Genomic DNA, 12,257 nt, shown 5'->3' on the forward strand with positions numbered 1-12,257 from the left:
CGTTCACGCTACGTGCCGCAGCGCCTCGGCGGCCACCGCGCACCGCAGCTCGCGCATCCCCGGCCGCCCGCGCACCGGATGGACGGCGTTGGTCAGCAGCACCACGGTCAGCCCGCGCGCCGGATCGACCACCAGCGACGTCCCGGTGAACCCGGAGTGGCCGTACGCGCCGCTCAGCGGGCCCACGATGCCGGGGTCGCCGATCCGCACGCCGAGCCCGTGCCGGAACGCCGCCCCCTCCGCCCCCTGGTCGCGGGTCATCTCGGCCACGCTCGCCGGGCTCAGCATCGCGCCCCCGCCCAGCCGCAGCGCCTCCCCGAACGCCAGCAGGTCGTCCGCCGGGGCGAACAGGCCCGCGTGCCCGGCCACCCCGCCCAGGGCGTGGGCCGTCTCGTCGTGCACCTCGCCGCGCACGCAGCCGGGGCCCGGCCGTTCGGGCTTGAACTCGGTCGCGGCGACGCGCTCGGCCCGCCCGCCGCCGCCGACCGGGCGGTAGCCGGTGCCGGGCAGGCCGAGCACGTCCGTGATCCGGGCGCGGACCAGGGCGTCGAGCGGGGCGGATGCGGCCAGTTCGGCGATCCGGCCGGCCATCACCATGCCGACGTCGCTGTAGAGGTAGGGGCCGCCGACCGGGCCGGTGACCGGCGTGCCGAGCATCGCGGCCATGCGCTCGTCCGGCCCGGCCTGCGGAAGCTCCAGGTCGATCCGGCGGGTCGGCGTCAGGCCCGCGGTGTGGGTGAGCAGGCGGCGCAGCGTGATCCGCGGGTCGGCCCCGGGGATCCACGTCCGGACCGGCTCGTCCAGGTCCAGCAGGCCCTCCTCGGCGAGCGAGAGCACCACCGCGGTGGTGCACAGCTTGCTGACCGAGGCCAGGTCGAACACCGAGTCGCGGCGCGCGGAGGGCCGATCGGCGGCGAGCGTCCCCGGGCCCCCGGCCCCGGTGTCCCGCCCGCCGTCGGAGTCGCCGTCCCGCGTGCCGCCCGGCACGGCGTCGGTGTACCTGACCAGTTCGCCCACCGCCGCGGCGGCGGTCACCGTGCCGTGCACCGCGATCAGCGCGACCGCCGCCGGGCACACCTCGGGCACCGCGGCGGCCAGCAGGCGCTCCAGCCGGTCCGACATCCCCGTTCCCCCCTCGTCAGTCCCCGATGGTCCCCCGGGGCGTCCCGTCCGGTACGTCAGCCGCTGAGCGCGTCGCTGAGCCGCTCTCCGTGCGACTCCAGCAGCGCGCGGGCCGCGTCGGGGTCCAGCCCGTGCTGGATCATCACCACGGCCGTCTTCGCCTGCCCGCCGGCCGCCTCCAGCGCCGCGCCCGCGGTCGCGGCGTCGGCCCCGGTGATCTCGCTCACCATACGCAGCGCGCGGGAGGCGAGCTTGCTGTTCATGGCCGACATCTCGATCATCTTGTTCCCGTAGGTCCGGCCCAGCCTGACCATGGAGATCGTCGAGATCATGTTGAGCACGAGCTTCTGCGCCGTGCCCGCCTTCAGTCTGGTCGAGCCCGCCACCACCTCGGGCCCCACCACGACCTCGATCCCGTGCTCGGCGGCGGCCGACAGCGGCGCGCCCGTGTTGCACGACAGCCCCGCGGTCAGCGCCCCCCGGCCGGCGGCCTCGGCCAGCGCGCCCAGCACGAACGGGGCCCGCCCGCTGGCCGACACGCCCACCACCGAGTCGAGCGCGCCCACCTCCAGGTCCTTCATGGCCGCCGCGCCCGCCTCGGCGTCGTCCTCCGCGCCCTCGATGGACCGGGTCAGCGCCTCGGACCCGCCCGCGATGACGCCCTGCACCAGCGCGGGGTCGGTGCCGAACGTGGGCGGGCACTCGCTGGCGTCGAGCACGGCCAGCCGTCCCGAGGTGCCGGCGCCGACGTACAGCAGCCTGCCTCCCTCGGCCATCCGGGCGGCGATCGCGTCGATGGCCGCCGAGATCGCCGGGACGGCCGCGGCCACGGCCACGGGCACCTCGGCGTCGGCCTGGTTCATCAGTCGGGCGATCTGCTCCGTCGGCAGCCGGTCGATCTGGCTGTAGCGGGGATCGCTCTGCTCGGTGGACAGCTCGGGCAGCGGATCAATCATGACGCTAATTTCCACCCTTTACTTCTCAGTTGTAAATATCTTTCAGAGAATGGATCCATGTCACACGTACGCACCGGAGCCGAACGGCTGGCCGCGGACCCCGCGCTGGCCGGCGGAGCCCGTCTCGGCCTGATCACCAATCCCACCGGCGTCCTGCCCGACCTGACCCCCACGACCGACGCCCTGCTGGCCGCGGGCCTGCCCCTGACCGCGCTGTTCGGCCCCGAGCACGGCCTGCGCGGCACGGCCCAGGCGGGATCGAGCGAGCACGACGCGGTGGACCCCGCGACGGGACTGCCGGTCCACGACACCCACGAGCTGTCGGGCGACGACCTCGACCGCGTGGTCGCCGCCTCCGGCGTGGACACGCTGATCTTCGACATCGCCGACGTGGGCGCCCGCTTCTACACCTTCGTGTGGACCATGTACGACCTGCTGGCCTCGGCCGCCCGGCTGGGCCTGTCGTTCGTGGTGCTGGACCGGCCCAACCCCCTCGGCGGGACCGTCGAGGAGGGCCCCCTGCTGGACCCGGCGTTCGCCAGCTTCGTGGGCCGCTTCCCGCTGCCCGTGCGCCACGGCAGGACCGCGGGGGAGCTGGCGGCGCTGTTCGGCTTCGACGCCGACCTGCGGGTGGTCACGATGGAGGGCTGGCGGCGGGACATGAGCTGGGCGGAGACCGGCCTGCCCTGGGTGATGCCCTCGGTCAACATGCCGACCCCCGACACCGCGCTGGTCTACCCGGGCACCGGGCTGTTCGAGGGCACGAACTTCTCCGAGGGCCGCGGCACGACCAGGCCGTTCGAGCTGGTCGGGGCGCCGTACGCGGACGAGCGCTACGCGGCCGCCCTGAACGGGCTGGAGCTGCCCGGCGTGCGGTTCAGGGACACCTGGTTCACGCCGACGTTCCACAAGCACGCGGGCGTCCCCGTCCGCGGGGTGCAGCTGCACGTGCACGACCCGCGGGCCTTCCGGCCGGTGCTGACCGGGTTGTCGATGCTGCACACGGCCCGCGTCCTCTACCCGGACGACCTGGTCTGGAAGGGCGAGGACCTGTTCCTCGACCTGCTCTGGGGCTCCGACGCGCTCACGCGCTGCCTGGAGGCCGGGGACGACCCGCGCGAGCTGTGCCCGCCGCCCGGCCGTCCCGAAGGACATCTGCTCTACAGCTGACATCACGCCAGGTCGCGCCGGTAGAGCCAGAAGACGCGTTCGGCTCGCGCGCCCACGGCGCGCGAGTAGAACCGCAACGGCCCCACCCATCCGATCTCGGCGCTCTCCTGACCGGCGGCCCGCTGCTCGGCCAGGCAGCGGCGCAGCAGCACCCCGCCGAGGCCGAGCCCGCGGGCGTCCGGAGCGGTGCCCATCGGGCCGAACCAGGCCGGCCGCGCCCCCCAGGCGGCGAAGGCCAGGACGCGCCCGTCGCGCTCGGCGTAGTGCAGGCCGGTCGCGTTGGCCGCCTCCCAGGCCCACCGCTCGTTCCAGTGCTCCTCGACGAACGCGGCCACCGCCGAGCGGTCGGCGCCCGCCGCCCGCACCGTGACCCCCGCCTGCTCCAGCCGCGCCAGGTCGTCCTCGACGGACAGATCGGCCCGCAGGTCGGCGGTCATGTTCCAGGCGACGTGGTAACGCTCGTAGCCGAGGCTCTCGGCCAGGCAGGCGGCGGCGGTGTACCGCACGTCGATGCCGGGCCAGGCGTAGCAGGGCGGGTTCCCGGCGAAGCGCGCCTGCCGCACGCCGTGCCCCCGCAGCCACTCCTCGGCCGCCGCCACCAGCGCCCGCCCGTGCCCGCGGCCCTGGACCGAGGGGTGCACGGCCAGCAGGTCCAGGTGCCCGACCTGGGGATCCTTCGACGAGACCGACGTCATCACCACCCCGCCGTCGGTCGCCAGCGCCGTCCAGCGGCGCTCGGCGGGCGGCTCGGCCAGGCGCCGGACCAGGCCGGGGGCCTCGGGCGCGTCCAGCGTCAGCGCGGCGGCGGCCACCCGGGCCGCCTCGGCCAGGTCCGCGCCGCGGACGGTGGGCGACATCACACCTCGCTCATCGGGCGCGCGATCACGTCGCGCCGCTCGGGGTAGAAGCACGCGTGCTGCTGCGGCACGCCCTCGGTGATCTGCAGCAGCGGCCGCTCGCCCGTGCACCGCTCGCCGCGGAAGGGGCAGCGGCGGGCGAACAGGCAGCCCTCGTCGGCCTTGCTCTCGTCCAGCGACTCCAGCGGCGACACCGGCTGCGCGCCGGGCTCCTCCAGGCCGTGCAGCACGGGGATGGCCGACAGCAGCGACTGCGTGTACGGGTGCACCGGGTCGGCGATGACCGTGTCCACCGGGCCGCGCTCGACGACCTGGCCGCGGTAGATGACGTAGAGCTCGCCGTCGTCGCCGATGTAGCGGGCGGTGGCCACGTCGTGGGTGATGAACAGCACGCTCACGCCCAGCCGCTCGCGCAGGTCCTTCAGCAGCGCGAGGATGCCCAGCCGGAGCGAGACGTCGATCATCGAGACGGCCTCGTCGGCGACCAGCATCTCCGGGTCGACGGTCAGCGCGCGGGCGATGACCACCCGCTGCCGCATGCCGCCCGAGAGCTGGTGCGGGTAGCGCGCCAGCACCGAGCCCGGGTCGAGGCCCACCATCGACAGCACCTCGGCGGCCCGCTCCTCGATCCACTCCTTCGACCGCCCGGTCTGCCCGGCCCGCAGGCTGAGCGGCGCGTACAGCGTCTGGTGGATGGTCCGGGTCGGGTTGAGCGCCGAGTACGGGTCCTGGTGGATCATCTGGATCCTGCGGAAGTACGGCTGGCGCTTCTTCTGCTTGAGCCCCGACATGGACACGTCGCCGATGACGATCTCGCCCTCGTCGTAGGTCTCCAGCCCGGCGATGATCCGGCCCAGCGTGGTCTTGCCGCAGCCGGACTCGCCGATGAAGGAGGCCGCGCCGCCCTTGGGGATGGAGAAGTCCACCCCGCGCAGCGCCCGCACCTCCCGCCCGGCCAGCACGTTGCCGCGCTGCTTGTACGTCTTGACGATGCCGGTCCCGGTGATCACGCGTGCTCCTTCACGGTCACGGCGTGGCAGGCCACGACCCTCGATCCATGCGCCACGGCCTGCGGGTCGGCGGTGTCGCACACGTCCATGCGCAGCGCGCAGCGCTCCCTGAACACGCAGCCCTCCTTCGGCACCGTGGCCAGCGTCGGCGGCCGGCCGGGCAGCGCCTGGGCCTCGGCGATGTCGCCCACGAGCCGGGGGATGGCCCTGATCAGGCCCCGGGTGTAGGGGTGACTGGGGGAGCCGAGCACGTCGCGGGTCGGGCCCTGCTCGACCAGGCGGCCGCCGTACATGACGACCAGGCGGTCGGCGACCTCGGCCACGACGCCGATGTCGTGCGTGATGACCAGCGTGGTCAGGCCGCGCTCGGCGTGCACCTCGCGGACGATCTTCAGGATGTTCGCCTGGGTGATCATGTCCAGGGCGGTCGTCGGCTCGTCGAGCACCACCAGGTGGGCGTTGAGCACCAGCGCCAGCATGATGCCGACCCGCTGGCGCATGCCGCCGGACAGCTCGTGCTGGTGCGAGTCGAGCACGCGCGCGCCGTCCAGGCCCATCCGGCCGAGCAGCTCCTTGGCCTCGCGGACCAGGCCGGGCAGGTCCTCCACGCCGTGCGAGCGGCCCAGGTCGAGGAGCTGCTTGCCGACCGTCTTGAGCGGGTTGAGCGAGTTCTGGGCGGCCTGGAAGACGTATCCGATGTGCCGGCCGCGGGCCTTGCGCAGTTCCTCGCCGGCGAAACCGGTCACGTCGCCGAGACCGTCGATCTCGACGCTGCCCGCGGCGATCCTGCCCGGCGGCTGCACCGCGTTGAGCAGCGACAGCGCCAGCGTGGACTTGCCCGAGCCGGACTCGCCGACGATGCCGGTGATCGTGCCGGGCTCCAGCGTCAGCGTGACGTCCCGGACGGCGGGCAGTTCGCCCGCGGGGGTCTTGTAGACGACCGTCAGGCCGTCGATGCGCACTCCCGGCGCTTGTTCGGCCACTTGCTACTCCTCGCGCAGCCGGGGGTTGAAGATCTCGTCCATGGCGTCCACCACGAGCACGATGCCGAGCGTGAGCAGCAGGATCGCCAGCAGGGGCGCCAGCAGGTAGCCCAGCGCGTTCGGCGTGATCATCGCGCCCGCCTGGAACACGGCGAGGTTGAGCATCACACCCCAGTTGTCCGACTCGTACGGCAGCACGCCCAGGAAGAACAGGCCCACCTGCGAGTAGACCGCGCCGGTGACCGCGATGAGCATGTTCATCGCGATGTAGGGCGCCATGCTCGGCAGCAGTTCCTTGCCGATGATGTGCGTGGTGGACAGCCCGAGCCCGCGGGCGGCCTCGATGAACCCGCGCTCGCGCAGCGACAGCGTCTGCGAGCGCACCGCCCGCGCCACGCCGCCCCAGCCGAGCAGGCCGAGCACCAGGCCCATCTGGAAGGGGTTGCCGAACTTCCACACGGTCGCCAGCACCAGCAGCAGCGGCAGGCCGGGGATGGTGAGCTTCATGTCGGTCAGCCGCATGAGGACGGTGTCCCAGCGGCCCCGCTTGAAGCCGGAGAACAGGCCGATCGCGGTGCCGGCGACGACCGTGATGATCGCGGTGACCAGGGCGGTGAGCAGGACGTACCGCGAGCCCTTGATCACCAGCGCGATCACGTCCCGGCCCTGCGGGTCGGTGCCGAACCAGTGGTCCCAGCTCGGCGGCTGGGTGATCGCGCTCGCGTTGCCCGGCAGGTGCTCGGGCAGCAGCATCGGCCCGAGCACGGCCATGACGATGAAACCGGCGATGATGACGACCCCGGCCATGCGGCTGGGCTTGCGCTTCATCACCCGCCATACGCCGTGCCAGAAGTTGCGGCGCATGGCCGAGGCGGCCGGCGCGGCCTCCGGGATGAGCGTGGCGCTCACGAGCCCTCCTCTCCGCTGCGCACCCGCGGGTCGATGACCGTGTAGAACAGGTCCGCGACGATGTTGGCGATGATCGTGCCGACCGTGATCAGCAGGAACGCCCCGCCCATCAGGCCGTAGTCGCGGTCCTGGACGCCGCTGATCAGCAGCCAGCCGAGCCCCGGGTAGTTGAAGATCTTCTCGATGAAGACCGCGCCGCCCAGCAGCAGGCCCAGCGACAGGGCGAGCATGGTGAACAGCGGCAGGATCGCGTTGCGCGCGATGTAGCGGAACACGATCGAGCGCTTCATGCCGCGCAGCTCGGCGGCCAGGATGAAGTCGTCGCCCAGCACGGTGACCACGCTCGACTTCATCGCCAGGATCCAGCCGCCGTAGGCCGACAGCGCGTACGTGGCCACCGGCAGCACCGCGTGCTCGACCAGCGAGCCGATGTAGCCGGCGTTGAAGCCGGGCTCGAACAGGATGTCCACCGAGCCGTCGGCCGGCAGGATCGGGAGCAGCGTCGCGAAGATCACCACGAGCAGCATCGCCAGCACGTACTGCGGGATGCCGTGCAGCAGCGAGCCGGAGATGGCCAGCGCGTCGCCCAGCTTGCCGGTGCGCTTGATGGCGGCGTACACGCCGAGCAGGATCCCGACGATGAAGCTCAGCAGCGTGCCGGCCAGCACCGGTAGAACGGTCCACTTGGCCGCGTCGGTGAGCACGTCGACCACGGAGGTGCCGGGCCTGCTGACCGACATGCCGAGGTCGAGGTGGAGCAGGCCGGTCATGTAGTCGGTGTACTGCTGCCAGAGCGTGCCGTCGGGCAGGAAGCCGTACAGGACCTTGACGGCCTGCGCGGCGGCTTCGGGCGACATGCCCTGCTCGACCAGCTTCTCGTAGCGGGCGGCCATCGGGTCGCCGGGGATGTTGTTGATGATGAAGAAGCTGATCGTCGCGACTACGAGGATCATGACGAACCCGCGGGCCAGGTGGCCCGCGAGTCGTCGTGCGATGAGCGCCATGAACTACGACTTCGCCTTGATCATGCCGAGCTGGATCCAGACGCCCGAGGGCAGGACGCCGGCGCCCATGCGCAGGATCTCGTCGTCGTGCGGCCAGCCGGTGAAGCGGCTGTTGTTGACGAACTGGGTGTTGACGTAGTCCCAGAGCTGGATGACCGGGAGGTCCTGGTTGGCGGCCTTGGCGAGCTGGGCCATGATCGGCTTGGCCTGCTCCTCGGTGGCCGAGTTCAGCTTGCCGGTCAGCTCACCGGGGTTGATCTTGGCGCCGTCGACCTCGATCTCCTCGGGGCCGCCCATCCAGTTGCCGGCCTTGCCGGGCTCGGAGTGCTTGACCTTGCCCGCGACGTTGGTCCAGCCGTTGGAGGCGCCGTACAGGCGCTGGTAGATGTCGTACGGCGCGGGGCCGAGGGCCATCAGCCAGAAGCCCGCGTCGTACTTGCCGGCCGCCAGCTCCTCCAGGTAGAGGGGGTAGTCGGCGGTCGTGACGACCTCGGCGTCGACGCCGGCCTTCACGAGCTGGCTCTTGATGTTCTCCTGGGCCGACAGCCAGTCGGAGAAGCCGGAGGGCGCGTGCATGGAGACCTTCCACGCCGAGCCGTCGGCCAGCGTCCACTTGCCGTCCTTCTTGGTGAGGCCGGCCTCCTTGAACTCGGCCTCGGCCTTGGCCACGTCGGGCGCGTACGGCTCCAGCTTGGGCAGCTCGTCGGGGATCCACGCCTGCGCGGCCTTCTGGTGGATGCCGCTGGTGGTGACCGCCGCCGTGCCGCCCTCGGGCGAGGCGACCTTGGTGACCTCCTCGCGGTTGATCAGGTAGGCCAGGCCGCGGCGCACGTGCACGTTGTCGTACGGCTTCTTGGACTGGTTGAAGGCCATGCTCACCGCGACCGGCGAGTAGCCCTTGATGACCTCGTTGCCGGCGGCCGCCTTGATCCGGTTCATCACGTCGGACGGGGCGGCGGTGAAGCCGGCGTGGTCGAGCTTGCCCGCGGTGAGGTAGTTCCAGATCTGCTCGTTGCCGGTGTAGTTGAGGAACTTCACCTGCGCCGGCGCCACGTTCGCGGCGTTGTAGAAGTACTTGTTCTTGACCAGCAGCGCCTCGGACGGGTTCACCCGCTCCAGCACGAACGGGCCGGCCGAGGTGTCCTTCGGCGGGGCGAAGGTGAGCACCTTCTCGCCCAGGCCGGTGATGGTCTCGCGGGCCTTGTCGGCCTCGGCGCCCTCGCCCCTGGAGGCCTTGAGCTGGTCCCAGAAGTCCGCGGGGAGCACGCTGCTCCACACGTGGGAGGGCAGGACGAACGTGTCGAGCACGCCGCGGGCGAACTTGGGGCTCGGGTTCGCCATGTCCTGGGTGATCTTGAGGGTGTGGTCGTCGACCACGGTCACGTCCGCCGCCGCGCCCGCGGCGCCCGGCGTGATGGAGAACGCCGTGCTGCCCTGGGTGTAGGCGATGCCGATGGACATCTTGACGTCCTCGGCGGTGACCGGCTTGCCGTCGGACCACTTGGCGTTCGGCTGGAGCTTCAGGGTGATCGCCGAGTTGTCCGGCGCGATCTCCCAGCTCGCCGCGATGCCGGGGAGGGCCTGGTTGGGGTCGGTCAGGTGGTTCTTGACCCAGCCCAGCTTCATCGCCGTGTAGCCGGGGAAGGAGTTGCCCTTCGGGTTGTACGGGTTGGCCGGGGCCGTGGCCTCCAGGCCGGGCCTGTTGACGTCGATCGTGGTGAAGAGCCCGCCACCACCACCGCTCGAGCCGCCGGACTTGTTGTTAGTACCACCGCTGCACGCCGCTGTGGCGGTGGCGAGGCCCAGCAACGCCACTACCGCTGCCAGTCGCTTCATCTGCCGCTCCGGGGGATGTCGGACCTGTTGAGGATCTGTAGGGAATTGACCGGACCCTACGGTCGCCAGCAGGCAGCGTCAATAATCTCCAGATGTTGTGAGTGTAATGTAACTTTCCTTCATAGAGGTCCGCCGTGGCGCCAATCTCCATCGTGCGACGGAGCGGGCCTTCAGTCCACGACCAGCACGGCGGCGCCGCTGACGCGGTCGGCGGCCAGATCGGCCAGCGCCCGGCCGGCCGCCTCCAGCGGGTACAGCGTGGTCGCCACCCGCGGCGGATGGGCCAGCGCCAGCTCCAGGTAGGCCCGGCCGTCGGCCCTGGTGTTGGCGGTCACGCTGCGCAGCGTGCGCTCCTGGAACAGGTGCCGCTCGTAGTTGAGCGCGGGCACGTCGGTCAGGTGGATGCCGGCGATCGCCAGCGTCCCGCCGCGGTCGAGCGCCTCCAGCGCGGGCGGCACCAGGTCGCCGACCGGCGCGAACAGGATCGCCGCGTCCAGCGGCTCGGGCGGCCGGTCGCCCGCCGAGGCCGCGCCCAGCTCCAGCGCCAGCTCCCTGGAGGCGTCCGACCTGGTCACGGCGTGGACCGTGGCGCCCTGCGCGATGGCCGCCTGCGCGGTGAGATGGGCCGAGGAGCCGAAGCCGTAGATGCCGAGCCGGCCACCCGGCGGCAGGTCGCAGCGGGCCAGCGCCCGGTAGCCGATGATGCCCGCGCACAGCAGCGGCGCCAGCCGCTCGGCCGGCACGTCGGCCGGCAGGGGGTAGACGTAGCCGGCGGGGGCCACGACGTACTCGGCGTAGCCGCCGTCGGCGTCCCAGCCGGTGTAGGCGGAGTCCGGGCAGAGGTTCTCCGTGCCGCGCAGGCAGTAGCGGCACCGGCCACACGTCGAGCGCAGCCAGGCCACCCCCACCCGCTCGCCGGAGCCCTCGACCCGGCCCACCACCTGGTGCCCGGGGGTGGTCCGTGGCCGCCGCGGCGCGAGGTCGCCCTCGGCCAGGTGCAGGTCCGTCCGGCACACGCCGCACGCCTCCACCCGGACCAGCACCTCGCCGGGGCCGGGCACGGGGACGTCCCGCTCGACCCGCACGAGCGGGCCGGTCGCCATCGGCCCCGGCCGGTCCACCACCCAGGCGCGCATCACGCCCTCGACAGGCGCTCGTAGGCCAGCGAGGCGTACAGCGCGGCGCCGTCGGGCAGCACGGAGTCGTCGAAGACGGCGTCCGGCGAGTGGTTGTAGGGCGCCGTGGCCGGGTCGCGGTCGGGCGGGCAGGCCCCCAGGAAGACGAACGCGCCCGGCACCTCCTCCAGCACGTACGAGAAGTCCTCCGACCCCATGACCGGCTGCGGCGCCACGAAGTAGCGGCCAGGCCCGAACAGCTCGTCGGCGGTCGCCGAGACGAAACCGGCCTCGCCCTGGTCGTTGACCGTCACCGGGTAACCCATGCCGAACGACGTCTCGACCGCGAGCCCGTGCGCCGCCGCGATGCCCTCGACCACCTCCACCAGACGCCGCTTGACCAGCACCCGGTGCTCCTTGCTGAACGTGCGCACGGTCGCCTCGAAGCGCGCCTCGTCGGGGATCACGTTGTCGGCCGAGCCGCCGTGGAAGGTGCCCACGGTGATCACCACGGGGTCGAACACGTCGAACGTGCGGGTCACCATCGTCTGCAACGCCGTCACCATCTCGCAGCCGGCCGCGATCGGGTCCTTGGCGCGGTGGGGGCTGGACCCGTGCCCGCCGCTGCCCTTCACCGTCACGCAGAACACGTCGGCCGCGGCCATCATCGGGCCACCCCGCGAGGCGAACAACCCCGGCGGCAGCATGGCCGACACCACGTGCATCCCGTACGCCGCCACCGGCCGGGCGCCGGCCGCGTCGAGCACGCCCTCGCCGATCATGTGCTTGGCGCCGTCGTGCCCCTCCTCGCCCGGCTGGAACATGAAGATCACGTCACCGGCCACGTCCTCGCGCCGCGCGCTGAGCAGCCGGGCCGCGCCGACCAGCATGGCGGTGTGCAGGTCGTGGCCGCAGGCGTGCATCTGCCCCGGCGTCCGGGAGATGTAGGACAGGTCGTTGCGCTCGGCCACCGGCAGCGCGTCCATGTCCCCGCGCAGCAGCACCGCGGGGCCCGGCCGGCCGCCGCGCAGCACCGCGGTGACCGAGCTGAGCGTCTTGCCGGTGGTGATCTCCAGGGGGAGCCCGTCGAGCGCGGCCAGCACCTTCTCCTGCGTCCTCGGCAACTGCAGGCCGAGCTCGGGGGTGGTGTGCAGGGAGCGGCGGAGCTGGATGAGTTCGTCCCGCATGTCCAGGGCGGATTCAGTGAACGACATGAGGAACATTGTTCACGTGTGCGGCGAGAAGTCGACAAGGCACGCTCGATACCATGAACGGGTGACTCAGCGTAAGCGGAT

At 72.2% G+C, this 12,257-nt stretch carries 11 protein-coding genes; 1 reads left to right on the plus strand and 10 read right to left on the minus strand.

Annotation, left to right across the window (positions count from 1 at the left end; all coding sequences use genetic code 11):
- Nucleotides 1–3: 3 nt before the first annotated feature.
- Nucleotides 4–1,122, minus strand: coding sequence for a serine hydrolase domain-containing protein (locus ABZ459_RS11475; RefSeq protein WP_357968948.1), 1,119 nt, complete (start codon nucleotides 1,120–1,122; stop codon nucleotides 4–6).
- A gap of 56 nt (nucleotides 1,123–1,178) precedes the next feature.
- Nucleotides 1,179–2,078: an N-acetylmuramic acid 6-phosphate etherase gene (gene murQ / locus ABZ459_RS11480; protein ID WP_357968950.1), complete on the minus strand. Its 900-nt coding sequence runs from the start codon at nucleotides 2,076–2,078 to the stop codon at nucleotides 1,179–1,181.
- Between the two features lie 57 nt (nucleotides 2,079–2,135).
- On the opposite strand from murQ, the gene ABZ459_RS11485 reads away from it, so the two are divergent.
- A complete protein-coding gene (locus ABZ459_RS11485; protein WP_357968953.1) occupies nucleotides 2,136–3,248 on the plus strand; it encodes a DUF1343 domain-containing protein in 1,113 nt (370 codons plus the stop codon).
- 2 nt (nucleotides 3,249–3,250) lie between these two features.
- On the opposite strand, the gene ABZ459_RS11490 is transcribed toward ABZ459_RS11485, so the two are convergent.
- The 8 genes from ABZ459_RS11490 to ABZ459_RS11525 form a co-directional block, all read right to left on the minus strand.
- Complete coding sequence (locus ABZ459_RS11490) at nucleotides 3,251–4,105, minus strand: GNAT family N-acetyltransferase (protein ID WP_357968956.1); 855 nt, start codon at nucleotides 4,103–4,105, stop codon at nucleotides 3,251–3,253.
- Nucleotides 4,105–5,115, minus strand: coding sequence for an ABC transporter ATP-binding protein (locus tag ABZ459_RS11495; RefSeq protein ID WP_357968959.1), 1,011 nt, complete (start codon nucleotides 5,113–5,115; stop codon nucleotides 4,105–4,107). The genes ABZ459_RS11490 and ABZ459_RS11495 overlap by 1 nt, the downstream gene beginning before the upstream one ends.
- Nucleotides 5,112–6,098 carry an ABC transporter ATP-binding protein gene (locus ABZ459_RS11500; RefSeq protein WP_357968961.1) on the minus strand — a complete coding sequence of 329 codons (987 nt, stop codon included), beginning with the start codon at nucleotides 6,096–6,098 and terminating at the stop codon, nucleotides 5,112–5,114. Before ABZ459_RS11500 ends, ABZ459_RS11495 begins: the two co-directional genes overlap by 4 nt.
- A gap of 3 nt (nucleotides 6,099–6,101) precedes the next feature.
- On the minus strand, nucleotides 6,102–7,007 hold the full coding sequence (locus ABZ459_RS11505; RefSeq protein WP_357968963.1) for an ABC transporter permease: 906 nt from the start codon (nucleotides 7,005–7,007) through the stop codon (nucleotides 6,102–6,104).
- Nucleotides 7,004–8,011 carry an ABC transporter permease gene (locus ABZ459_RS11510; protein WP_357968965.1) on the minus strand — a complete coding sequence of 336 codons (1,008 nt, stop codon included), beginning with the start codon at nucleotides 8,009–8,011 and terminating at the stop codon, nucleotides 7,004–7,006. Before ABZ459_RS11510 ends, ABZ459_RS11505 begins: the two co-directional genes overlap by 4 nt.
- 3 nt (nucleotides 8,012–8,014) lie before the next feature.
- The gene (locus ABZ459_RS11515) at nucleotides 8,015–9,847 is read right to left on the minus strand and encodes an ABC transporter substrate-binding protein (RefSeq protein ID WP_357968967.1); all 1,833 of its coding nucleotides are present in this window, start codon (nucleotides 9,845–9,847) and stop codon (nucleotides 8,015–8,017) included.
- Nucleotides 9,848–10,017: 170 nt separating this feature from the next.
- Complete coding sequence (locus ABZ459_RS11520; RefSeq protein WP_357968970.1) at nucleotides 10,018–10,983, minus strand: zinc-dependent alcohol dehydrogenase family protein; 966 nt, start codon at nucleotides 10,981–10,983, stop codon at nucleotides 10,018–10,020.
- Nucleotides 10,983–12,176, minus strand: a complete 1,194-nt coding sequence (locus tag ABZ459_RS11525; protein WP_357968973.1) for a M20 family metallopeptidase — start codon at nucleotides 12,174–12,176, stop codon at nucleotides 10,983–10,985. The genes ABZ459_RS11520 and ABZ459_RS11525 overlap by 1 nt, the downstream gene beginning before the upstream one ends.
- Nucleotides 12,177–12,257: the final 81 nt, after the last annotated feature.

Source organism: Nonomuraea sp. NPDC005692 (assembly GCF_040631115.1).
Lineage (GTDB): Bacteria > Actinomycetota > Actinomycetes > Streptosporangiales > Streptosporangiaceae > Nonomuraea.

Excerpts from the sequence above, each read along its gene's own strand:
- ABZ459_RS11525 (WP_357968973.1), bottom strand. The coding sequence starts at position 12,176 with ATGTCGTTCACTGAATCCGCCCTGGACATGCGGGACGAACTCATCCAG.
- ABZ459_RS11490 (WP_357968956.1), bottom strand. The coding sequence starts at position 4,105 with ATGTCGCCCACCGTCCGCGGCGCGGACCTGGCCGAGGCGGCCCGGGTG.
- murQ (WP_357968950.1), bottom strand. The coding sequence starts at position 2,078 with ATGATTGATCCGCTGCCCGAGCTGTCCACCGAGCAGAGCGATCCCCGC.
- ABZ459_RS11485 (WP_357968953.1), top strand. The coding sequence starts at position 2,136 with ATGTCACACGTACGCACCGGAGCCGAACGGCTGGCCGCGGACCCCGCG.
- ABZ459_RS11515 (WP_357968967.1), bottom strand. The coding sequence starts at position 9,847 with ATGAAGCGACTGGCAGCGGTAGTGGCGTTGCTGGGCCTCGCCACCGCC.
- ABZ459_RS11520 (WP_357968970.1), bottom strand. The coding sequence starts at position 10,983 with ATGCGCGCCTGGGTGGTGGACCGGCCGGGGCCGATGGCGACCGGCCCG.
- ABZ459_RS11475 (WP_357968948.1), bottom strand. The coding sequence starts at position 1,122 with ATGTCGGACCGGCTGGAGCGCCTGCTGGCCGCCGCGGTGCCCGAGGTG.
- ABZ459_RS11510 (WP_357968965.1), bottom strand. The coding sequence starts at position 8,011 with ATGGCGCTCATCGCACGACGACTCGCGGGCCACCTGGCCCGCGGGTTC.